This is a genomic window from Okeania sp. SIO3I5, from assembly GCF_010672085.1.
Taxonomy (GTDB): domain Bacteria; phylum Cyanobacteriota; class Cyanobacteriia; order Cyanobacteriales; family Microcoleaceae; genus Trichodesmium.
Genome location: NZ_JAAHHT010000143.1, coordinates 1 through 24,859 on the forward strand (window position 1 = coordinate 1; position 24,859 = coordinate 24,859).

The 24,859-nt window shown below is 37.6% G+C and carries 14 protein-coding genes and 1 pseudogene; 7 read left to right on the forward strand and 8 right to left on the reverse strand.

The features are described 5' to 3' along the window. Positions 1-21 precede the first annotated feature (21 nt). Complete coding sequence (locus tag F6K40_RS25955; protein WP_293139991.1) at positions 22-300, reverse strand: hypothetical protein; 279 nt, start codon at positions 298-300, stop codon at positions 22-24. 134 nt (positions 301-434) lie between these two features. Between F6K40_RS25955 and F6K40_RS25960 the strand changes: the two genes are divergently transcribed. From F6K40_RS25960 to F6K40_RS25970, 3 genes and pseudogenes are all read left to right on the forward strand, one after another. Further along, complete coding sequence (locus F6K40_RS25960; protein ID WP_293139992.1) at positions 435-1,241, forward strand: type I restriction endonuclease; 807 nt, start codon at positions 435-437, stop codon at positions 1,239-1,241. 37 nt (positions 1,242-1,278) lie between these two features. Then, a pseudogene (locus F6K40_RS25965) lies at positions 1,279-2,070 on the forward strand (DEAD/DEAH box helicase family protein). Between the two features lie 261 nt (positions 2,071-2,331). Continuing rightward, positions 2,332-3,411, forward strand: coding sequence for a type I restriction enzyme subunit R domain-containing protein (locus F6K40_RS25970; protein ID WP_293139993.1), 1,080 nt, complete (start codon positions 2,332-2,334; stop codon positions 3,409-3,411). Positions 3,412-4,212: 801 nt separating this feature from the next. On the opposite strand, the gene F6K40_RS25975 is transcribed toward F6K40_RS25970, so the two are convergent. Continuing rightward, positions 4,213-4,446 (reverse strand): type 2 periplasmic-binding domain-containing protein, encoded by a 234-nt coding sequence (locus tag F6K40_RS25975; RefSeq protein WP_375340602.1) that lies wholly within the window; start codon positions 4,444-4,446, stop codon positions 4,213-4,215. A gap of 620 nt (positions 4,447-5,066) precedes the next feature. Between F6K40_RS25975 and bchM the strand changes: the two genes are divergently transcribed. The 3 genes from bchM to F6K40_RS25990 all read left to right on the forward strand — a co-directional run bounded on the left by bchM (position 5,067) and on the right by F6K40_RS25990 (position 9,196). Further along, on the forward strand, positions 5,067-5,753 hold the full coding sequence (bchM, locus tag F6K40_RS25980; RefSeq protein ID WP_293139994.1) for a magnesium protoporphyrin IX methyltransferase: 687 nt from the start codon (positions 5,067-5,069) through the stop codon (positions 5,751-5,753). Between the two features lie 830 nt (positions 5,754-6,583). Next, positions 6,584-6,967 carry a DUF423 domain-containing protein gene (locus F6K40_RS25985; RefSeq protein ID WP_483143777.1) on the forward strand — a complete coding sequence of 128 codons (384 nt, stop codon included), beginning with the start codon at positions 6,584-6,586 and terminating at the stop codon, positions 6,965-6,967. A 126-nt stretch (positions 6,968-7,093) separates the two neighbouring features. After that, entirely contained in the window at positions 7,094-9,196 is a 2,103-nt protein-coding gene (locus F6K40_RS25990) for a serine/threonine-protein kinase (RefSeq protein ID WP_293139995.1), read from the forward strand. Positions 9,197-9,850: 654 nt separating this feature from the next. Here F6K40_RS25990 and F6K40_RS25995 read toward each other — a convergent pair. The 3 genes from F6K40_RS25995 to F6K40_RS26005 form a co-directional block, all read right to left on the reverse strand. Beyond that, positions 9,851-11,617 carry an iron uptake porin gene (locus F6K40_RS25995; protein WP_293139996.1) on the reverse strand — a complete coding sequence of 589 codons (1,767 nt, stop codon included), beginning with the start codon at positions 11,615-11,617 and terminating at the stop codon, positions 9,851-9,853. Positions 11,618-12,770: 1,153 nt separating this feature from the next. After that, positions 12,771-14,495: an iron uptake porin gene (locus F6K40_RS26000; protein ID WP_293139997.1), complete on the reverse strand. Its 1,725-nt coding sequence runs from the start codon at positions 14,493-14,495 to the stop codon at positions 12,771-12,773. A 1,343-nt stretch (positions 14,496-15,838) separates the two neighbouring features. Then, positions 15,839-18,046 carry a PhoX family protein gene (locus F6K40_RS26005; RefSeq protein ID WP_293139998.1) on the reverse strand — a complete coding sequence of 736 codons (2,208 nt, stop codon included), beginning with the start codon at positions 18,044-18,046 and terminating at the stop codon, positions 15,839-15,841. Positions 18,047-18,746: 700 nt separating this feature from the next. Between F6K40_RS26005 and F6K40_RS26010 the strand changes: the two genes are divergently transcribed. Continuing rightward, positions 18,747-19,037, forward strand: a complete 291-nt coding sequence (locus F6K40_RS26010) for a GIY-YIG nuclease family protein (protein ID WP_293139999.1) — start codon at positions 18,747-18,749, stop codon at positions 19,035-19,037. Between the two features lie 1,089 nt (positions 19,038-20,126). Here the strand turns inward: F6K40_RS26010 and F6K40_RS26015 are convergent. From F6K40_RS26015 to F6K40_RS26025, 3 genes are all read right to left on the reverse strand, one after another. After that, positions 20,127-20,741, reverse strand: coding sequence for a PEP-CTERM sorting domain-containing protein (locus F6K40_RS26015; RefSeq protein WP_293140000.1), 615 nt, complete (start codon positions 20,739-20,741; stop codon positions 20,127-20,129). A gap of 601 nt (positions 20,742-21,342) precedes the next feature. Further along, complete coding sequence (locus tag F6K40_RS26020) at positions 21,343-22,056, reverse strand: PEP-CTERM sorting domain-containing protein (RefSeq protein WP_293140001.1); 714 nt, start codon at positions 22,054-22,056, stop codon at positions 21,343-21,345. A gap of 381 nt (positions 22,057-22,437) precedes the next feature. Further along, positions 22,438-23,163, reverse strand: coding sequence for a PEP-CTERM sorting domain-containing protein (locus F6K40_RS26025; protein ID WP_293140002.1), 726 nt, complete (start codon positions 23,161-23,163; stop codon positions 22,438-22,440). Positions 23,164-24,859 lie beyond the last annotated feature (1,696 nt).

The following is a 24,859-nucleotide window of genomic DNA, read 5'->3' on the forward strand; positions in this document are numbered from 1 at the left end:
CTCTTGCATTTTCCTCTTTTGTCAAATTGATAAATCGGGAATTTCTCGTTTCTCCAGCAGAGATAAATTTTGCCGAGATAATATAGACACGACTCTTGCATTTTCCTCTTTTGTCAAATTGATAAATGCAGAATTTCCCGTTTCTCCAGCAGAGATAAATTTTGCCGAGATAATATAGACACGACTCTTGCATTTTCCTCTTTTGCCAAATTGATAAATCGGGAATTTTCCCTTTCTCCAACCAACCTCAATTTTGCCGACATAGTATAGATATGACTCCTGAATTTTCCACTTTTGCAAAATAGGTAAATCTCAAATTTTTCCTTTCTCCAACCAACCTAAACTTTCCGACATAATATATAAATACAACTGCCAAATTATCTAAATGTTGGGTTTCGTACCTCAACCCAACCTACATTTAACTAATAACTAAAATGACTCCCGAAATTACTGAAAAAAGTCTCGAAAATATCATCTACCAAAGTCTCATCCAAGACTCCCAATATTCTCCAGGCAACTCCACAGACTATCACCGCACTTACTGTCTCGATATTCCCAAACTTTCCCAGTTTCTCCACAATACCCAACCCGAAAAATTAACCGAAATTTCTAACTACTATGGCACCAACTGGGAGACAAAACTTTATGAACGCCTCCACCGCCAAATCCAAGAAAAAAGTATAGTCAATATATTACGCCAAGGTATCAAAACTGGAGAAACTCGCCTCGAACTTTACTATAAGCTCCCCACTTCCCGACTCAACCGCGACACTATCCAAAATTACCAAAAAAATATTTTTTCAGTTACCCGGCAACTCAAATACAAAGAAAAACATAACCTCTCCCTCGACTTAGTAATTTTTATAAACGGTTTACCAGTTATTACCTTCGAGCTAAAAAATCAACTAACCGGGCAAAACTTTCAAGACGCCATAAACCAATATAAAAATGACCGCCACCCCAGAGAATTATTATTTCAATTTAAACGTTGCTTAGTACATTTCGCCCTCGACACTAACGAAGTGTGGATGACAACAAAACTCGACGGCAAAAATACAAAATTCCTACCATTCAACCAAGGCAAAAAATCAAATTCCGCTCTACCTTTTCCCGATACAGCAGGCAACCCCCCCCAACCCCAACCGCATCAAAACAGATTATTTGTGGAAAGAAATTTTAGCCAAAGAAACTCTCAGCAACATCATCGAAAATTACGCTCAACTCACAGAATAGGAAAGTAAAGATAGAGACAAAAAAACAGTCAAAAAGGAAAAACTAATCTTCCCGCGCTACCATCAACTCGACTTAGTAAGACAACTTTTAAAAGATACAAAAAACCGAGGCGTCGGCAACCGCTACTTAATCCAACATTCCGCAGGTTCCGGCAAAAGTAATTCTATAAACTGGTTGAGTCATCAACTCGTCGAACTGCAAAATATTACCCAGACTGAAACAATTTTCGATTCAGTCTTAGTCGTGACAGACCGCAAAATTTTAGACAAACAAATTCGGGAAAATATTAAATAATTCGCTCAAGTCGCCGGAGTCGTCGAAGCAATTACCGAAGGCAGTAAACAATTAAAGTCAGCTTTGGAAAAAGGCAGCAAAATTATTATTACAACGGTGCAAAAATTTCCCTACATCGTCGAGGAAATTAAATCTTTAGCTGATCAAAAATTGGCCATTATCATCGACGAAGCGCACTCCAGTCAAACGGGCAAAAGTGCAGCAAAGATGACCGAATCTTTGAGCAAGAAAGATTCGGAAGCAGAGGAAACCACGGAAGATCAAATAATCCCAATTATTGAGTCGCAAAAACCTTACCGAAATGCCAACTATTACGCCTTTACTGCCACGCCGAAAAATAAAACTTTAGAATTATTCGGTGTCAAAAATCCTGCAGATGGAAAATTTTATCCCTTCCATAGTTATTCGATGAAACAGGCGATCGCTGAAGGATTTATTCTGGATGTTTTGCATAATTATACGACTTACAAAACCTATTGTCGGTTAGAGAATAAAATTATAGATGACCCGGAATTTGATATTAAACAGGCAAAAAAGCGATGAAAAAAATATGTTGAGGAGCATCCAGAGAGTATTGCCAAAAAGGCAGAGGTGATGATTTAACATTTTTTATTAAAGGTAATTTCTCAGGGAAAAATTAATGGAAAAGCTAAGGGAATGGTTGTTAGTAATAGTATTAAAAGTGCGATTAATTATAAGTTTGCTTTTGACAAATATTTGCGAAAAATAAATTCTGAATATCAAACTGTTGTTGCTTTTTATGGCAGTAAATAAATAGATGGCAAAAAAGAAGATGAGTATTCTATGAATGGATTTTCTGGAAACCAGATAACAGAAGTTTTTAAGGAGGATAAATATAAATTTTTAATTGTGGCAAATAAATATCAAACTGGTTTTGATGAACCGTTGTTACATACTATGTATGTGGATAAGATTTTGTCTGATGTAAAGGCGGTACAAACTTTGTCTCGGTTAAACCGTTCCTTTGAGGGTAAATATGATACTTTTGTTTTGGATTTTGTTAATTCTGCTGATGAAATTCAGAAAGCTTTTGAACCTTATTATAAAACTACTATTTTAAGTGAAGAAACAGATAGCGATCGCCTCCATGACTTAGAGGATAGTTTGGCAAACTTTCAGATTTATTCTTCAGAAGATGTACAGGAATTTATGACGAGGTTTTTGAGTAGTGAGTCGCGGGAAAATTGGGAGTCAGTTTTAGATAGTTGTGTGGAAAATTATCAGAATAATTTTCAGGAGGAGGAAAAAATAGATTTTCAGAATAAGGGTAGGAGTTTTGTGAGAAATTATCAATTTTTGGTGCAGGTGAAAAGTTTTAAAAATTCTTATTGGGAAAGTTTAAATGCTTTTCTGAAATTATTAGTTAATAAGCTCCCAAAATTAGATAATTCTGATTCGTCAGCAGGAATTATTAATAGTGTGGATATTGAAAGTTATCGAATAGAGCTTTTAGGAAGTCAAAGTATTAGTTTAAATAGGGAAAATACCTTGTCTCCAGTTGCCGAAAATATTGTTAGGGGAAATTCTGAAAACAAGTCAGATAAAATCAGTCAAATAATCCAAGAATTTAATAATCGCTTCGGTGGTAGTATTACCTGGCAAAATGAGGATAAAGTGTGGAAATTTTTATTAGAAGAGTTGCCAGAAAAAGTCAGAAAAGATGGGGAGTATCAAAATGCTAGAAATTATAGCGATCCGCAAAATGCAAAACTTACCTTTGAAAATAAATTCCATCAAGAATTACGGCGTTTTATTCGTGAATATATAGAAGAATATCGTCAATTCACAGACAATAAAAATTTTCGAGAATGGTTAATTAATACCCTATTTAATCTAGAGTACAACCAAAATAAAACAGCTTAATCATCCGTGTATCCGTGGCAAAATCTGTGTGAGCTATTCCTGGCAAAATCTATGTCTAGCACAGCAGAATATCGTCAATTTACAGATAATAAAAATTTTCGAGAATGGTTAATTAATACCCTATTTAATCTAAAGTACAACCCAAATAAAACAGCTTAATCATCCGTGTATCCGTGGCAAAATCTGTGTGAGTTATTCCTGGCAAAATCTATGTCTAGCAAAGCCGAATATCGTCAATTTACAGATAATAAAAATTTTCGAGAATGGTTAATTAATACTATATTTAATCTTGATTATGAGCGAGAAAAAACAGCTTAATCATCCGTTGCTCCGTGGCAAAATCTGTGTCTAGCAAAGCCGAATATCGTCAATTTACAGATAATAAAAATTTTTGAGAATGGTTAATTAATACTCTATTTAATCTAGAGTAAAACCCAAATAAAACAGCTTAATCATCCGTGTATCCGTGGCAAAATCTGTGTGAGCTATTCCTGGCAAAATCTATGTCTAGCACAGCCGAATATCGTCAATTTACAGATAATAAAAATTTTCGAGAATGATTAATTAATACTATATTTAATCTTGATTATGAACGAGACAAAACAGCTTAATAATCCGTGTATCGGTAACAAAATCTCTGTGAGCTATCCATGTCAAAATTCTTGTATAGCAGTATTTAATCTCGACTATAATCAAGATAAAACTGCTCAGAAAAACTATATACTAATCCGCTATTTTTTTCGTCCCCTTTCAAGGGGAAGCTTTAGACCTAATTTTTGGATAATAATTAATTATTAATTATTAATTATTGTTCCCTATTCCCTTACTCTTAGATAACCACTTAGACTCTATCTCTTTAATCTTGCCATTTTCCTGCATTTCTAAAAGTTTAATATCAAGATTGTTGAGAAAAGGACTCTCAGGAGAGATTATAAAACCATAAGCTTCACTAGCAAAATAAACTGGAGAGAACTTCAAGCTATCTTGAGGATGATTATGTAAATAATATTGAAGAGCAGGAACATCAAAAACCACACCATCAACTTCATTTAACTTGAGTAAATTAATTGCATCTACTAAAGTCTGAGTTTGACTAATACGCGCTCCATAAAACTCTGCCCATCTTTCTCCAGTAGAACCTTTAACTACAGAAATTCTAACATCCTAAATATCTTCAGGAGAACTAAACTCTACAACTGTTTGATTAGACAAAGAAAGAGTTAAAGTCGTAGCTATACCAGCACCAACTCGCAACTTTTCGGCATGAGCTGGTAAAAAATATGCATTATACAGGTTGTAGTAATAAAAGTCAAGAAATTTAGTTTGTTAAGCATTTCTCAGAACTGAGTTGGGCAATCAAATTTTAATAGTGACAATTTTTGTGCCCCAAAGTAAGGCATAATAATCAAGTTAAGTTTCTAATATCCCATTCATGGGCTGCTTATTAGCAATTGGTATAGAAATCCTAAATAGGTTGTAAGATTTGATCGTAAGGGTTTAGTCTCCAAACCAAAGCGCTAAGGGATTTGGAGACTAAACCCCTACAGTTTTTTCTCACGAATAATTTCTTGATGGCTATAATATAAAAGTCAGTTTTGATATAATATAAAGTTTGATAAGTTTACTTGAGAATCACTATAACATTAAGTAAAGAAATGACAAAAACAGACGATAAAACAATTGTCAGAGATTATTTTAACTCAACTGGTTTTGACCGATGGCGCAGAATTTATGGAGATGGCCAAGTAAACAAGGTACAATTAGATATTAGGAAAGGACATCAGCAAACTGTAGATACTGTCCTCAGTTGGCTAAAAGCAGATGATAATTTACAAGGGTTATCAATATGTGATGCTGGTTGTGGAGTTGGTAGTTTAAGTATTCCCTTAGCTAAAGCTGGAGCAGTTATTTATGGTAGTGATATATCAGAAAAAATGGTATCCGAGGCATATCAACGTGCCAAATCTAGTTTAATTAGTGTAGATAATGTGAATTTTGTGGCTCAAGACTTAGAAGCTTTAAGTGGTAAGTATCATACAGTTGTTTGTTTAGATGTATTGATCCATTATCCTACTGAGCAAGTTGCAGCTATGATTAATCATTTGATGTCTCTAGCACAGTCACGGTTAATTCTTAGCTTTGCACCAAAAACTTTAGGTTTAACTATATTGAAAAAAGTGGGAGAATTATTTCCTGGGCCAAGTAAAACGACTCGTGCTTATCAGCATCGGGAAGCGGATATTATCAAAATTATTGAAAGTAATGGTTTTTCTATTCAAAGACAAGCAATGAACAGCAGCAGTTTTTATTATTCTAGTTTACTAGAAGCTATTCTTAAATAATTAATAATTAATAATTAATAACTAAGAATTACCTCTCCCGCTCGAGAAGAGTATTGACTAAAAAAATTTTTTTTCTTCTCTTGGTCAATTGGATATGGTTAGGTAACCTATCCATCCCATCCTACGGACTGGGACCCTTGGCGACCGCTTTTTTCTCCAGGAATGGAGAGGTTTTATGCCTTAATCTTTAGTTATAGCAAAAGACAGAAAGCATCCCCCCAACCCCCCAATGACAAGCTATCCCTGATCAGGAACTCCTGAAACCCTTGTGGAGAGGGTGGGGAGGATGGGGAGGATAGTCCGTAAGAATCCTGTCTACATTGATAAAAAAGTGTATTGAAAAATTCTCTTTTCTCCTGAAAAAGCCGATTGAAGACTTAAACATAACTTGTCTATGTTGTCAAGTTTTATCTTAAGAAAGATGTTGATAAAGCATAGCTTTGAAAGGGGGGGGCAGAATGAAAAATATTCCTTTGTCTGGGTTTTAGGCTTTTTATATGTCCACGCCCTTTGCTTTGACTGTTATAAGTAAAAAAAATTAGTAATAAAAAATTTGGTTGAATTAGACATTAAATATACCAAAATACATAGTAATTTACTGATTTTGTAATTCAAATATCAGAAAATTTAATAACTAAAATTGTGAAAGTTATGAATATAGTAAGCTATGATTTTACTGAAAAAAATTCAATAAAAAAAATAGTAGTTGTAGAGTAGTTTTTATGTTGATAAATTACAGCATAAAATGTGCAAGCTAGAAACTGAGTCCAAAAGATAAGAATTCATAGCAGAAAGTAGAATTACTATCATATTAAAGAGGGAGTAAAAAAATGATGACTAAGATTTTTTTAGTAATAGCATCTATGTTAGGAGGTTTATCTGTAGTAGCAGGTTCTTTCGCCACCCATGCTTTGAAAGAAAAGCTAACTCAATACTCCCTGGATATTTTTCAGACAGGTGCTCGTCTGCAAATGTATCATTCCTTAGCATTATTAATAGTAGCCTTTCTATTAACAATAGAAGAGCTACCCCAATCTTTAATGGTTATTGCTGGATATGCCTTTATTGCGGGAATAGCAATTTTTTCCGGTAGTTTATATGCCCTGAGTCTAAGCGGGATAAAATGGTTAGGAGCCATTACACCCATAGGCGGACTAGCATTTATAATAGGATGGAGTTGTATGGCGATCGCTGGTTGGAACTTAAAATTATAAAAACACCTATATTAAATCCAAAAAATCTGTAAAAATGAATAATATTGTAGTAAGAGTGTAAAATTAAACCACTTCAAGCTATAGTGTAATAAAGCAAAGCTGTACAAATCTGGGTATCTGGCTTCTGTGAGTTACTGCCTTAATCCCAATTGCCCCAACCCCTCCGATCCATTAAATGCTGGTAGAGATATCTGTTGCCAATGTGGCTCTGAATTGCTGCTGCAAAATCGCTATCGTATTATCAAACCTCTTGGGGGGGGAGGTTTTGGCAAAACTTATCTTGTAGAAGATCAAGGGGTACAAAAAGTTCTCAAAGTATTACTGAAAAGTCATCCGAAAGCCGTCTCTCTGTTTCAGCAGGAAGCACAGGTACTTATCAGTTTACGAAATCCTGGAATTCCTAAAATAGAAGAAGATGGTTATTTTACATTCTTCCCAGCAGACAGTGAAGATCCTCTACATTGTCTAGTAATGGAATTTATCGACGGCTCGAATTTAATGGACTGGATGAAGAGTCGTCGCCATAGGCCAATAAATCAAACTCAAGCAATGGATTGGCTAATACAATTATCGGAAATATTGGACAAAGTTCACGACCAAAATTATTTCCATCGAGATATTAAGCCCCACAACATCATGCGGAAACAAAATGGCCAGTTGGTGTTGATAGATTTTGGCACTGTGAGAGAGGTATCTGAGACCTACATAGTGAAAGTAAATCAAGGCCAAAATGTTACAGGCATTGTTTCTCCAGGATATACTGCTCCAGAGCAAACGAATGGCAAAGCAGTACCTCAATCAGATTTTTTTGCTCTAGGACGTACTTTTGTATATTTATTAACAGGTAAGCCCCCAACAGCTTTTCCAGAAAATCCACGTTCGGGAAAACTGCAATGGCACAAATATTCTCCTCATATATCATCAGAATTTAAAGATGTCATAGATTATTTAATGGCACCTTTTCCTGGTAATAGACCTCAAACAACCACAATGATTTTGCAGTGTCTGGCAGATATAGAAACAGAAAATAGTGCAATTGATAATTCTGGCATTTCTACTGCTGCTCAAACAGGTCGTTTAACTAAGGAAAATACAAAACTACCAACAGAAAAAACTCAAGCTAGGCAGAAAGTTAATACACAAGTAAAAACAAAAACAAGTACAAAAACAAGTACAAAAATATCAAGTAATAAGTCAAAAACTAAGTCAAGAATTAACTTGATAAATAACTTAATAGTAGGATTGACAATGTTTTTATTAGCAGTAGCAACTTTTCAATTTTATGGCTTTTGGCGCTACGGAATTTTTCCTAGTAATCCAGTTTTTTTATTGCGGGGTTTAAACAGTAGTCGATTTTTACAAAAGACCTTAAGTGGTTATATCGGAGAAGTAAATGCGATCGCCCTAACACCAGATGGTCAAACTTTAGCCAGTGGTAGCTTAAAAACAATCAAAATTTGGAACCTCAAGACAGGGGAACTAAGAAACAATATTCGAGATGCTCATGCAGATAAAATAACTACTTTGGCAATAAGTCCTAATGGAGAAATATTAGTAAGTGGTAGTGCAGACAAAACTATCAAAATATGGAATCTCAGAAGTGGTAAACCATTAAAAGATATTCTAGCCCATGATGGTCAAATAAATGCAGTTGCCATTAGTCCTGATGGACAGACATTAGCAAGTGTTGGCAGCGATCGATTAATGAAGTTGTGGAACATCCAAACAGGTAGTCGAATGCTTACTCTGAGACCAGATAGGGAATATGAAGTAAATGCTCTAGCTTTTAGTCGAGATGGCACAATTTTAGTTACTGGTAGTAATAACGGTACTATTAAATTGTGGAATCTAAGTACGGGTACTCGCAGACAAACTTTAGAAGGACATACTCAGGCAATTAATGCGATCTCCATTAGTCCAGATAATCAAACCTTAGCTAGTGGGAGTAATGATGGTACCGTTAGACTATGGGATTTTAATACAGGAGAAGAGGAAAGTGCGATCGCAGCAAACACAGGTGCAGTTGAAGCTCTGGTTTTTGGTGCTGATAGCCGAAAAATAGTTATTGGAGGTGACAAGATTACTATTTGGAATACAATTACCGAAGAAAAATTACACACATTTTTGGGTCATCCAGAAGAAATAAGTTCTCTTGCTATTACTTTTGATGGTAAAACCTTAGTAAGTGGCAGTTTAGATGAAACTATTAAAATTTGGCGTATGCCTTGAATCAGTTATCCGTTATCAGTTATCCGTTATAAGTTCCTCTCGCTGAAGTTCCGGAGGCAAGAAAATCTGAAATTTCCTTTTTTATCCTCTTTACTCGAGAGGGTGTTGAGCTTGTTTCTTATATCATGTCCGGTAGCATCGGTATTGTATAGAGAAGGTAGGGAAAAAGTAGGGGCGAACGGCCGTTCGCCCCTACGATAGAAGGGAAAACCTTACATGACGGTAGATATTTCCCCAATTTTTTTTTACACAAACGATACGGCGTTGGTAATTGGTGGGATGATTTTCTATTAGGGGTGATACCCATCACTTACTCTAGTTAAATATTTAAAGGTATTAGAAACACATTACTTTTAAAGTTTCATCCCTTGATTTACCAACGCCAACGATACTAACGGACATGATATTATATCATGTTCGGATAAACACTAATTATAAAGTCATGGTGACTTACACTCGGTGGAAGCTTTGCGCAGCATTCCTTAAGGAAAGCAATCTCAGGGGTTTGAGATATCTCTTCCATCTATATCTTAATCATAACTATTCAACCGAACATAATATTAGTCAAATTAATAAATAAGAAAAAAGTAGGGAAAGAATAAATTACTTCTTGCCCCCACTTTATATATACAGACAGTTAATTAACCTACCTTTCTAGAACCTAAATTGAGTTCTAAAACTACCTACCCAGAGAGTCTCATTATTCTCATCGTGATTAGGATTAGTAATCACAAACAAAGCAGGTGTAATCGCGATAAAATCATTCAGTGCATAACGATAGAATACCTCAATATGCACCGAAGTATCTGGGTCCTTCAATTCATCATCATCACCACCATCAGTAATAATTGGTGGTACACCAACAATAATTCCCCCTAGACTACCCTTCTTAAACAAGTCAGGAAACGCTATAGTCAACGCACCATTAATAATCGTAATATCATCATCATCATCGTCATTTTCTTCTGGTCGTGCCCAAGTTGTGCCAAACCAACCCCCAATTTGGATACGATCATTCAGCTTCCACTGAGCTTCCAAACCTAGTTGATCCGCAGTCGTGGGAACACCATCAAAAGGATCTCTTGCTGTAAAACTACCCGTACTTCCGGTTAAATTAACATCATCATTCCTAAAGTAGTTGCGCACATAACCAATGCTAAAAGCCAAACTTTCGTTTGGTTCAACCAATACCTGACCAAAACCACTAAATGAACCATTAAACAAACCTCTGCCTTCCCTGGGATCTTCCGATTCTGGTGCTGCATAACCTCCTGTAACTAGGAATTTATCGTTAAAAGCATATTGAAGGCTGATTCCTGTATCCGCAGGTCCACGATAAAAAGTTGGATTGTATCTTCCAAAGCGAGAAACAGAACCAGAACCACTACTCTGAAATGGATTCAGTACAGGCATAAAGTCATCAAGGTCTATAGAATTAAGACCCACTATTACATAACCTTTCTCGTTCAGCACTGGAAATTCGTAGACCAAATTATCTAGAACTACAGTATCGTCAGGGTCGCTCTCATCTGTACCCAATCTAGTCATTAGGGTATTAGTTAGATCCCGACCACTCCAGTTAGGAATATCTCTTGCTTGTAAACGAGTTCTGAGGCGGTCTTTACCTGTAAAGCTAGTATCAAAGTTCAAACGAACCCGATAACCTAATGCAGTTTCGGTTCGATCATTTTCACTTTGTGGTTCGCCACGTGCTTCTGCTCGTTCTCCCCAAGTATCAGTCAGCCAAAATAGAATTTCACCATTAAGCTTAGTAGTTGTAGAAAATTGATTCGCTTCAAGTTCTGCTGTTCTCGCTTCAAGAGCATCAACACGACCACGCAACTCTGCTAACTCTACAGCAAACTCTTCTTGAAGTCGTTGCAGAACCGCCAAATCATCACGAGTTATTAAATCTGCAGTTGCAGCAGCAATTAACTCTGTAATTCTCTCTAAACAAGCATTTAAACCTGCTGCAAACTCATAACGAGTCATTGGGCGATTTCCTTTGTAAGTACCGTCTGGATAACCTACGATACAACCATAACGTTCTACCAGAGATTGTAAAGCTTGAAATGCCCAATCAGTGGGTTGTACATCTGACAATTGAGACACAGATGTTACCTGTCCCATCGGGTCAACTTGTTCTAACTCAGCTCCTGGAATTTGTAGAGAGGGGTCTTTCAGTTTTTGCAAGCGAGTATCTACTGGTAATTCCTGTTCTGAAGCAGTATCATTAGCAGTATCATTTTGGGCTTCTACAGGTAACTGAGTAGTTGTATTAGTATTAGTATTGATATTTTGAGCATTAGCTAGTTGTTCTACAGAAACCTGATTAGCTAAAGCCGAATTAGCCATTAATAAGGCAGCTGCACTGAACATACCAGGAGTTCGCTTGAGAACATTCTGGATTATTTTGGTCATATCGATCTCTCCTCACACCTTTTAATTAAACTAGGAAACTATTGTGCCCTTGCTCAACAAATCTACTGCCTAGAGTAGAGTAGATTAAACTGTTGATTGTTCCAGTTGATTTTTTTTAACAGAATTTTAGTGCTATTATATTAGCTAAGTTTAACTTTTAAATAGCTATTTATAATTACATCCCATTGAGTTTAGAGGATGAAGTTCCTTGATTCTCTAAGGAAATAGTATGGCATAAGCGAATAGAGTTTATGCTCGATAATGTTTAAATTTTCCTAGTATTTTTGGCACGAAACCTATCCTACTAAAAATATAGCAATGAGCGCTGGTATATTTACAAATTGCAGGAGGGGCTAAATAGCTAAAAGTCTTATATTATCGGCAATTTATTCCCCCTGTTGCCTGTTTCCTGTTGCCTGTTGCCGGAGCACAGCGCTATACATTAAAAAAGCAGTCAGCACTCAGCAGTAAATGTGCGCGTTTGCGGAGCATTCCGGAACGGAAAGGGGACTGTTACCCCTCCTAAACTTTCCGGTTTATAGAAACCGGGGATTTAAACCAAAGGTCAAAAAGCTAATAGCGTATGGGCTAAAAGCTGATAGCTAGTTAAATATAGTCTTTTAGTTTAACAACAATTAAATAAAGACACATACATCTACATACCATCACAAGTAGACCCAAAGTCTTGGTTAGATAGTTTAGATATATTTAGAATATGTTTTTTATCTGATACGTTAGCATCTCTTCCACCATAGTGCAACTATCTTGAGTATTAGAATTTCTGATACAATCCTAAGAGGTATAAAATTAGTTTATAAATTTACGAACTATACCAATTCTGTCCCTAGAGGGGTAAGTTATACATTCATGTATTAAGGTCTTGTAGAGCTGCAAAACTTTGACGCGCTCAATAAATTTCAGGAAATTATTTTACTTATCACTTATGTAGTTGGAAACTATTTGTCAAATATTTAAAGTGAATTGGTATTAAACGGCTAACCAGGCAGCCATATTTGTGTTAAAGGGAAGATTAATTGGCATTTATACCGACATTTCTCTTCAGTAGAGTGCGGGTATAAATGCCAAAGTTTTGATAATCAACAATTCGTTGATGGCTGATTGCTATTTAATTTTCTACTCTCAAACTAAAAATCTAGAATCTGAATTGAGTTCTTACTGTACCAACCCAGAGAGTCTCATTATCCTCAATGTGATTAGGATTAGTAATCACAAATAAACCAGGAGTAATAGCAATATTGTCATTCATCTGGAAGCGATAAAGTACCTCAATGTGAATAGAAGTATCATCGTCTTTCAGAGAATCATCATCACCACCATCAGTAACAATTGGTGGTACACCAACGATAATACCTCCCAAGCTACCTTCTTTGAGTAGGTCTGGGAAAGCTAAGGTCAAAGCACCATTAATAATGGTGATATCGTCTGTATCATCGTCATCTTCAGGACGAGCAAAGGAGGCACCGAACCAACCACCTAATTGAAAGCCATTAGTAACCAACCATTGGGCTTCAAAGTTGAGATTATCTGCGCTAGTTCCTACACCACCAAAAGGATCTCTACCTGTAAAACCACCTGTACTTCCAGTTAAGTTGACATCTCCTTTGGTATGGTAACTACGCACATAACCTGCTTGAAAAGCTAGCCGATCGTTTGGCTCAAACCTAACCTGGCCAAATCCACTGAAACCACCATTAAAAACACCTCTACCTTCTCTCGGGTCTTCTGCATCTGGTGCAGCATAACCAACTGTCACCTTAATTGCATCATTAAGGGTATAGGCAAATTTAAAACCTGCATCAGAAGGAGCGCGATAGAAAGTAGGGTTAAATCGGCCAAATCTTGAAATAGAACCAGCACCACTACTTTCCAAAGGTGTAATAGGTCCCATGAAGTCATCCAAACCATAACCATTAGCCGCTAACTCGATTTGGCCTCTACCATTTAGTAAAGGAAAACGATAGGCTATCTTATCGATCGCAAAATCGTCATCCAAATCATCGTCAGTACCTAGACGAGTCATCAAACTATTCGTCAAATCTCGACCACTATAATTCGGAACGTTACGAGCTTGTAAACGAGTTCTCAAACGGTCTTTTCCAGTAAAACTGGTATCAAAGTTTAAACGAACCCGATAAGCCAAAGTCGCCTCAGTTTTGTCATCATCACTCTGTGGGGTCCCACGACCTGCTGCTCTTTCTCCCCAGGTATCGCTCAACCAGAACAATACCTCACCATTGAGTTTTGTTGTAGTAGAGAACTGATTGGTCTCTAATTCTGCTGTTCTGGCTTCGAGAGAATCAACTCGTCCCCGCAAAGCAGCTAATTCTGCTGCGAACTCCTCTTGTAGTCTTTGTAAAACTGCCAAGTCTTCCCTTGTTACTAAATCTGAAGTTGCAGCAGCAATTAATTCTGTGATTCTATCTAAACAAGCATTTAAACCTGCGGCAAACTCAAATCGAGTCATCGCGCGATTTCCCTTATAAGTACCGTCAGGATAACCTGCTATACAGCCATAACGCTCTACTAAGGATTGTAGAGCTTGGAAAGCCCAGTCTGTAGGTTGTACATCAGATAATTGAGTCACGGATGTTACTTGATCCATGTACTCTCCATCTTCCAAGTCTGAAAATCCTACAGGTGTCAGTGAAGGATCATCCATTGGCATTGGACGACTATCAAAAACTTGAGCAATCTCTAGGGGAGAAGAGATTGTTGTATTTGCTTGAAGCAAGTTTTGATTTAGGGACTCTCCATTTTTTGGAGAAGTCTCTGTAGCGATCGCCGACCCTGCCATCAATAATGCCACACTAAAGACACCAGGACTGTGTTTAAAAGTATTCCAGATAAGTTTTTTCATATTTTTACCACTCCTCACACCAATTTGGAATCAGCTAGGTAATAGTTCATTAAAATATAGTCACATAAGACATATCTTTAATTTTGCAGGTCTTCTCCTGACTGGGTGAACTACAACACCACGCCAGTTGCATGATTGTCGGGATACCCGCCCCAGGCACTGGCTCCTCCATCCCATGGTCAAAGACATTTGGGACTACTTTTTCTTTTCCTCTTTACAGGATTATCTCCCTGATTCAATTTCTGCTTGGCCATATTACAGAGGCTTGGACATAGGTTCTTATGTGTCTAGAGGTAGCGTCTCAGTCCAGGAATTTCACCCTATTGAACTCAGTGAGTTAACTTTTGAGGCTCTTTAATTTTCTATTTTCAAAGTAGCTTAACCGTTTTAGAGACTGGTTCACCCATCGAGCATTGCTGTAATTTAATTTCCAGTCTTTGAGGAAGACATGAGAATTTCTTTACTAACAGCTCAAGCATTGTTCCTTTCTCTCTATCACAATTTAGTTAATTTGTCTATATGCTATATTTCTTAATAATGAGTTTAAAATCTCACTTTAGAAATTAGATTTTGCTTGCTCGGAAAAAGTTACACTCTCGTGCCAAATTTTACACCTAATCTGATAATTTGCAACCCTTATTTTCAAAGTCTTTTTTCATAAAACAAGCCAAAAACAGATATAGGAAAGGATTTTAGAATAAACTGGTAGTCAAATATGAAATTAAAATAATTGAACAAATTAGAAAACTATGTTTATCTAACTACCAGCTTTTATAGCAAAAGGCATTTATGCATCCCCCCTACCCCCCTTGATAAGCTATCCCTTATAAGGAACTCTTGAAACCCTTGTGGGAGGGTGGAGAGGAGGGGGAGGAGGGGGAGGAGGGGGAGGAAGAATTCTGTCTACATTGATAAAAAAGTGTATTGAAAAATACTCTTTTCTCCTGAAAAAGCCGATTCAAGACTTCAACATAACTTGTCTATGTTGTCAAGTTTTATGAAAAGAGAAAGATGTTTATAAAGCATAGCTTTGAAAGGGGGGAGGCAGAAAGAAAAATCCTGCTTTGCCTGGGTTTTAGGCTTTTGATGCGTCCTAACCTTTGCTTCGACTGGTATAACCACTTATCGTTTTTCAGTTTTTCAATTTTTATTTAAGTTCTGACAACTACCTCCTCTATAATTCCAATTGATTCTGATTGATTCTGACTCCTGACTCCTACATCCATAAATCTAGTGCAGAATGGCAGAAATAACTGACCAGTTAGAAAATCCTAAAAGCCTTACTAAACAATAAGGCTTGAATTTTGAATTTTGAATTTTGAATTTTGAATTTTTTAGCAGCACTAGGTAATCGATGTTGAATCTAAGCGACGAATAGCTACCACTGAAGGTTTCGGAGGCTCGTTAACTTTTTTAGTTGGCCAGTTAGAACCCATGGGCACTGTACGATTTTGCATAAAATCTGAACCATCTATTGTTTTCATGGCAAACTGACGAGTTTCTGAGGCCATATCTTGACGGATGCCACTTTTTTCTCCTGGATGTTGAATTGCCACAAATAAAGTTTTCCCATCTTTGGTAAAGAACGGCCCACAAGTTTCGGTTTCTGTTGGTCCAATGCCAAATAAATAAGCTTCTCCCGCATTAGGGCCAGAAGTAGGAATATACCAAATTGAATTATTACCAAATAAACCAATAAGACTTCCCTGGTTCATTGGTTTGCCATCCTCACCCATGCGATTCTCAGGTACTGGTTTATTATGTCTGCTGGTACTCATATCTGTTACCATCCAGAGATTACCCTTGTTATCAAACTCTAGGTTGTCAGGATTAGAAAATCCTAGTCCACCATCTTTTGGTTCTCCTCCTGTAGCAAACATTTGCCAACGAAATGTCATGGCATCTGGGCGATCGCCGTCTTCTACTAAACGCATAATCCAGCCATATTCATAAGCTTCACCATCTGGACCTTTGAATATACGTTTGTCTGGACTACCATCGGATTTACTCGGATATCCAGAAGTAAAAGCAATAAATAGACTGCCATCTTTGGCGACTATGGTATCTTCGGGACGGGCGGTACAAGTAACGCCAGCAGCATTACCAGCTAAATGAGCATCTATGAGAATTGCTCCTTGTTTTGCTTCGGGGTCTCCTTCATATAAGTCCCCCAAGGTTTTATATTTTTGTTTAAAAGCCTCTATTTGTCTATCTTTTGTGGCTTTGAAGCTACCACCTTCTGGTCTTTGGGGCAAATTAATCATACCGTTAATATGGACACTTGGTAAACCTGGATTAACGGGGGTGTCCTCTTTTAAAGGAATCCAACTACCCGTACCATCGGAATTAAATTTCGCACCATATAACATTCCATTTGTCAATAGTTGGGAGTTAGATTTGTCGGTGGGGTCTTTGACAGTATCTTTACTGACAAATTTATATAGATGACCGCTACGGCGATCGCATCCAGAATAAAAAGCTAAAGGTTGATTTGCTTCTGCTCTAATACCAACTGCTTCATGGCGATAACGACCTAACCAAGTATGTTTTGTACCATAGTCATCGGGATTAGCTGGATCTACTTCTACCATCCAACCATATTTATTACCTGCTAAACCAAATGCACTTCCCAGACCAAATACTCCTTTTTCACCGATAAATACAGAGTTTCCTTGAGTGGGGTTAACAGAAGTACCATCAGGATAAACTGGTTCAATTACATAAGCTTGAAAATTTTCTTCGGCACTGAAGACTGTTCCCCAGGGTGTAGTACCACCTGCACAATTACTAAAACTACCAATGATGCGATCGCCTAATTTATCATCATAACCTTTACCTTTTTTCTTAAATACTGCAACTGCTGGTCCTGTTGATTTTAAATAACGTTCGTCTTCTAATCCTGAAATTCCTGTGATTCGGCGGTCAAATTTTGAATTTGTTCTTACCCATTTGCCATCGGGTTCGCGACGAATAGAAATAACACCTATTCCCATATCGATCATTGCTTCTTTAGCAATTGTAATTATTTGTTTTTTCAGAGGACTTTTTTCTAATAATTCTTGAGAAGAAATACCAGATTTTGCTGCTTGCTGAAATGCTGCTGCCATCTCTAAAAATGGCAAAGATTTACCAATAACTTTTTGATAAGTTGTTACCCAAGTTAAGGGGCTAATGTATTCAAAGTTTATGGTTAATAATCCTTCATTTTCTCCTGTTTCAATATAGGAAAGATAATCATTATTGTAGCCAAAACGGGAATCTCCTATTTTGTCACCCCAAGAACCAATAATATCGTAGGTAAAACCTTCTGGAATAATTAAATCATCTACTACTTCGTATGTGGTATAATTATCTATTTTAAATTCTTGATTAGTGGTTGCCAAAGGCATTGGGCTTTTGACTGGTTGGAAGTTAATATTATTGGTTAAACTGGTACTTATTGGAGATTTTTGGGTGACTGGAGTTGAAGATTGTTGTTGACAAGAACTTAGGGCAATTGTTCCGGCACTTGCTCCAAAAAATAGGAGGAATTCTCGACGTTTAATATTCATAGATAAAGAAGCAATAAGTAAGACTTTTTATTACTATAGCTTTAAGGAGGAGTCAGGAGTCAGAATGACATTTCCACCTCGTCATTGCGAGCGGCAGGGAAGCAATCTCTCTCGTCATTGCGAGCGGTAGGGAAGCAATCTCTAGAAGCTTGAGGGATTGCTTCGGGGGGTTTAATGTGAGACCATAGACTTGTAGTTTTGTCAACCCCCTCGCAATCACATTTTCACCTCGTCTTTTCCACCTCCTTATTCCTATCCCCCTGACAATGACATTTTCACCTCGTCATTGCGACCGGAGGGAAGCAATCTCTAGAAGCTTGAGGGATTGCTTCGGGGGGTTTAATGTAAGACCATAGACTTGTAGTTTTGTCAACCCCCTTGCCATGACATTTTCACCTCGTCATTGCGACCGGAGGGAAGCAATCTCTAGGAGCTTTGGGGATTGCTTCGGGGGGTTTAATGTAAGACCATAGACTTGTAGTTTTGTCAACCCCCTCGCAATGACATTTCCACCTCGTCATTCCCACCCCCCTGACAATGACATTTTCACCTCGTCATTGCGAGCGAAGCGTTTGCGGAGCATTCCGTTTGCGTAGCATTCCGCAGGAAAGGAAAGCAACCTCTAGTAACTTTGCGGAATGACAAGGGATTGTTTTATATTTTATAATTATTAAATCCCCCATTTTTTCAGCAATACTTTATGACAAAAGAATATTATATTTACATAATGACTAATAAGCGTAATACAGTCCTTTATACAGGTGTAACCAACGATTTAATCAGGAGAGTTTATGAACACAAATCAAAATTAGTAGAAGGATTTACCAAAAAATATAATATTAATAAATTAGTTTATTTTGAAATGTATGAAAATCCTTCCGAAGCGATCGCTCGTGAAAAACAGATTAAAGCTGGTTCTCGACAGAAAAAAATTAATTTAATTAATAGTATAAATTTGGAGTGGAAAGATTTGTACCCAGAAATAGTTTGAAATATGATTATTCAAATGACATTTCCACGTCGTCATTGCCATCCCACCTCGTCATTGCGAGCGACAGCGTTTGCTCCGCATTCCGGAACGGAAAGCAATCTCTCGTAGCTTTGGGGATTGCTTCGGGGGGTTAAAATTTATCTCCCTTAGACTTCTAGTTTTCCCCACCCCCTCGCTGCGGACATTTCCACGTCGTCATTGCCATCCCACCTCGTCATTGCGAGCGACAGCGTTTGCTCCGCATTCCGGAACGGAAAGCAATCTCTCGTAGCTTTGGGGATTGCTTCGGGGGGTTAAAATTTATCTCCCTTAGACTTCTAGTTTTCCCCACCCCCTCGCTGCGGACATTTCCACGTCGTCATTGCCATCCCACCTTGTCATTGCGAGCGACAGGGTTTGCTCCGCATTCCGGAACGGAAAGCAATCTCTCGTAGCTTTGGGGATTGCTTCGGGGGGTTAAAATTTATCTCCCTTAGACTTCTAGTTTTCCCCGCCCCCTCGCTGCGGACATTTCCACGTCGTCATTGCCATCCCACCTCGTCATTGCGAGCGACAGCGTTTGCTCCGCATTCCGGAACGGAAAGCAATCTCTCGTAGCTTTGGGGATTGCTTCGGGGGGTTAAAATTTATCTCCCTTAGACTTCTAGTTTTCCCCGCCCCCTCGCTGCGGACATTTCTACCATTTCTGTTTATCAAAGAGCGATCGCCTCATTGTCAGGTTTCATCGTTGATAGGGTTCGTTTTTTTCTCTTTCCTTTCTGGAGACAGAAAGACTCCTTTACTATAGCTGAGAAAGAGTTGCTTAGGACATGGACTGATGATGAACCTTAGACTGGGAAATGTTTTTCTAACTGTTCCCTGTTCCCTGTTCCCTGTTCCCTGCTATATAAAAAATGGTTGAAAAAAACGGTAAAAAAAAACGGTGCGTTACGCCTCGCCTCACGAATGTTGCTTTAACACACCTTGGTGATTATTATATCAACTCTTTTGGCGCTTTCCCGTGCCTTAGCCTTCTTTTGTTGATACAGGCAAGTGCCAGGTATCGCTTTGTGTTGATATAGCTTCTGTAAAGCTTTGATTTTAGGGGGTTTAGGATTTGGTCTTTTTTCTGCTCCCTAGCAGAAAACCGCCGAATGTAATAAAACCTATTATGAGACTAGGTTCGGGAGTTTGTTCCATATACTTGATCTCCATATGCACCTCATCCACACCCGATGAAGAGTTCCAGTTCACCCCAGAGCTGAAAGCCAACTCTGCTTGAAGCTCACCATCACCCACCAGTGAAGCCAAGTTCAATCCCAGTTCCGAAAGGGCAAGTTGGTGGTTAAATATTTGGTGGTTATTAAAGGACTCGGGCAGGCAGTCCATCATAAAGTTGGGAGCGGTGTTTGAAGGTAAGGGATCGGCGCAGGAAAACCTTCCCACCATTACTCCATCTAAAGATAGATCGAAATATTCCCAGTTGCCATCAATATCAATCCCGCTAAGGGGCGTAGTATTGGTAAACAACCGCATATATAACTCTGTACCTGGGAGTGCTTGGGGCAACCCCTGAAAGTCATATTGCAGTGTATCACCACTCTGAGTAATTGTATCACTCAAGGTATATACACCTAGTGCCTGAGCTTCTTCTGCTGCTAGACCTAAGCTTAAAGCAGTAGCAGAAACGACCGTAAAAAAACCTTTCTTCAACCAATTTTCCATCTATATTTCTCCCTTTATTTTCTGTGGATAAGAATTTTTTTTAATTTAATGTATAGCAACTCTATTTCCCCAATTTTTAATGAAAATTTTTGATTTGCGCAATGCTGAAAATGCTCCTGTAAGTAATTAACCGATCGCAATAATCAATCAGTTTTGACTCTTTACCAGATTAACCGGCGCCCAAGGATATAATGCACTATTGAGCTACTGTAAATTCTTCCTGGAAGACTAACGCATTTGTTCAATAACTTCGGGATATTTCTCCAAATCTTGTAATGATTTTCAAGGCGGATAAACTACTCTAAGACAGGACTTACGCAAATTCTTAGACAATACGTTATCTGTAGAGGGCGAATGCCATTCGCCCCTACTAGGTATGGCAGTTCGGCGTAAGTCCTGTAAGAGTCAGGAGAAATGATGAGTTATAGAGAAGGTGATCAAACTTCTGATTTCCTATTATAGCACTACGCATTCAGGTTAGGGCATTTCTAAATCCTGAAAGCCTTTAAAAGTCTGCTGTTCCCTATTCCCTGTTCCCTGTTCCCTAGCGCGTAGCGCTATAACATTTGTTGTTAACAAAAATCCTAGTGTTTTGAGAGAGTCAATTATCTTTCTTGGCACCTTTCTTCTTGAGTAATGCACCGAAACCTAATGCCATAAATGTGCCTAGAATGGTTGAAGGTTCAGGTACACTCTGCACTTGCTCTGCAACTGTTATATCATCAAAGCCATATCCATCACCCCTTGTAGGCTCAAGAAAGGTGACACGGGTAAAAGGCTGATCCTTATCAATGAAGCCAAAGTAAGTAAGACCTCCATTAGGTGCCCGGACTGTTGAATCAATCAAAATGTCTTTAGTGCCACCTCCGACTAGATCTAATTGCAGGGTAAGGGGATTTACTTCAACATCTTCAACAAAGAATCCCAAAGCTACAATAGGCGTCTCAAACTCGATTGAGAATCGACTGTTAGACTGCCACACCTGACTACCAGAAGTGGGAAAGATCCCACTCATACCGTTTGACACAAAGCTACCAGGATTTGAACGCAATACACCTCCAATTGTACCGGCACTGCCTGTAAAGGAGAGTCTATGGGAGGAAACTCCTAGTGTGGAACTCTCAAAATCTTCGGTACTGGTATCAGATAGTTTACTCAGAAAAGCATTCTGGGCATCAACAGCATTGCCATTAGGTACAAAACTACTGTTAGCTCCCAAATCTTCCCCAAAGAATTGAATGGGCATCGCTTTAGCTGGTTTGCTAATACCCAAAAAAATGGTACAAATGATTAAGCAATTCAGTAATTTATTCATAATATTAATTCTCCATAAATTCGTCTTAAATTTGGATGCTTGATTATCCAAAAACACTACACAGTTATAGTCTTGATGTATTGACTTCAAAGATTAATTATTCTTAGCGTTGAAGCTGATTTGACTGAATCAACGAGTTCCACTCATATAATAATAATACCCACTTACAATCAGAAAATTACCGATCGTGTAAAAATCAAAACTACATTATTTTAATAGGACTTACGCAAAGAAACCCGGTTTCTACGATAGATATGGCAGTTCGGCGTAAGTCCTGTAAGAGTCAGGAGAAATGATGAGTGATAGAAAAAGTAGTCAAACTTCTGACTTCCTATTAACATTTGTTGTTAACAAAAATCCTCGTGTTTTGAGAGAGTCAACTCAATTATCTTTCTTGGCACCTTTCTTCTTGAGTAATGCACCGAAACCTAATGCCATAAATGTGCCTAGAATGGTTGAAGGTTCAGGTACACTCTGCACTTGCTCTGCAACTGTTATATCATCAAAGCCATATCCATCACCCCTTGTCGGCTCAAGAAAGGTGACACGGGTAAAAGGCTGATCCTTATCAATGAACCCAAAGTAAGTAAGACCTCCATTAGGTGCTCGGACTGTTGAAGGAATCAAAATGTCTTTAGTGCCACCTCCGACTAGATCTAGTTGCAGGCTAAGGGGATTTACTTCAATATCTTGAACAAAGAACCCCAAAGCTACGATAGGCGTCTCAAACTCGATTGAGAATCGACTGCCAGACCCCCACAACTGACTACCAGAAGTTGGAAAAGCCCCACTAGAACCGTTTGACACATAGCTACCACGATTTGAACGCAATATACCTTCAATTGTACCGGTACTGCCTGCAAAGGAGAGTCTATGGGTGGAAACTCCTAGTGTGGAACTCTCAAAATCTGCGGTATTGATATCAGACAGTCTACTCAGAAAATCATTCTGGGCATCAACAGCATTGCCATTAGGTACAAAACTACTGTTAGCTCCCATGTTAGCGTCCAAATCTTCCCCAAAGAATTGAATGGGCATCGCTTTAGCTGGTTTGCTAATACCTAAAAAAATGGTACAAATGATTAAGCTATTCAGTAATTTATTCATAACATTAATTCTCCATAAGTTAGTCTAGAATTTGCATAGAGATTATGCAAAAACAATACACAGTTATAGTCTTGACGTCTTGACTTCAAAGGTTAACTATCCTTAGCGTTGAAGCTGATTTGACTGAATCAACGAGTTCCACTCATAGAATAATAATACCCACTTACAATCAGAAAATTACCGATCGTGTAAAAATCAAAACTACATTATTTGAATTCAGATTACATGATGACTAAATTATCGGAAAATGGTACAAATAATTAAGCAATTCAGTAATTTATTCATAACATTACTTCCCGATAAATTAGTCGGAAATTTGGATGCTTGATTATCCCAAAACACTACACAGTTATAGGCTCGATGTCTTGACTTAAAAGGTTAACTATCCTTAGCGTTTAAGCTGATTTGACTCAACCAAAAGGTTCAAATCATATAATAATAATACCCACTTACCATCAGAAAATTACCGCTCATGTAAAAATCAAAACTACATTATTTGAATTCAGATTTTATGATGACTAAATTATGGAAAAATCGTACAAATAATTAAGCAATTCAGTAATTTATTCATAACATTACTTCCCGATAAATTAGTCGGAAATTTGGGTGCTTGATTATCCCAAAACACTACAAACTTATAGGCTCCATGTCTTGACTTGAAAGGTTAATTATAACCAAAAAGTTCCACTCATATAATAATACCCACTTCCCCTCAGAAAATTATCTATCATGTCAAAATCAAAACTAGATTATTTTTATTCAGATTCCATGATGACTAAGTTATTGGAAAATGGTAGAAATAATTAAGCTATTCAGTAATTTATTCATAACATTACTTCCCGATAAATTAGTCGGAAATTTGGATGCTTGATTATCCAAAAACACTACACATTTATAGGCTCCATGTCTTGATTTGAAAGGTTAATTATCCTTAGCGTTTAAGCTGATTTTACTCAACCAACGAGTTCCAAATAATATAATAATACCCACTTACCGCCAGAAAATTACCGCTCATGTAAAAATCAAATTTTACTCAACCAACGAGTTCCAAATAATATAATAATACCCACTTACTGCCAGAAAATTACCGATCGTGTAAAAATCAAAACTAGATTATTTTTATTCAGATTCCATGATGACTAAGTTATTGGAAAATGGTAGAAATAATTAAGCAATTCAGTAATTTATTCATAACATTACTTCCCGATAAATTAGTCGGAAATTTGGATGCTTGATTATCCAAAAACACTACACATTTATAGGCTCCATGTCTTGACTTGAAAGGTTAACTATTCTTAGCGTTTAAGCTGATTTTACTCAACCAACGAGTTCCAAATAATATAATAATACCCACTTACCATCAGAAAATTACCGCTCATGTAAAAATCAAATTTTACTCAACCAACGAGTTCCAAATAATATAATAATACCCACTTACCATCAGAAAATTACCGCTCATGTAAAAATCAAAACTACATTATTTGAATTCAGATTGCATGATGACTAAATTTAGGACTTAGCTAATACGCATTTTAACTTCCCTGGCGGGAAGTCCCGCGCTCTCCATCCCCCCTAATATAGAATCCGGGTAATTAGTTATCGTATTACTGAGGAGTAATGAGTAATGAGTAATGAGTAATGAGTAAGGAGTAAGGAGTAAGGAGTAAGGAGTAATATCAAATCCGGTTGAATACAA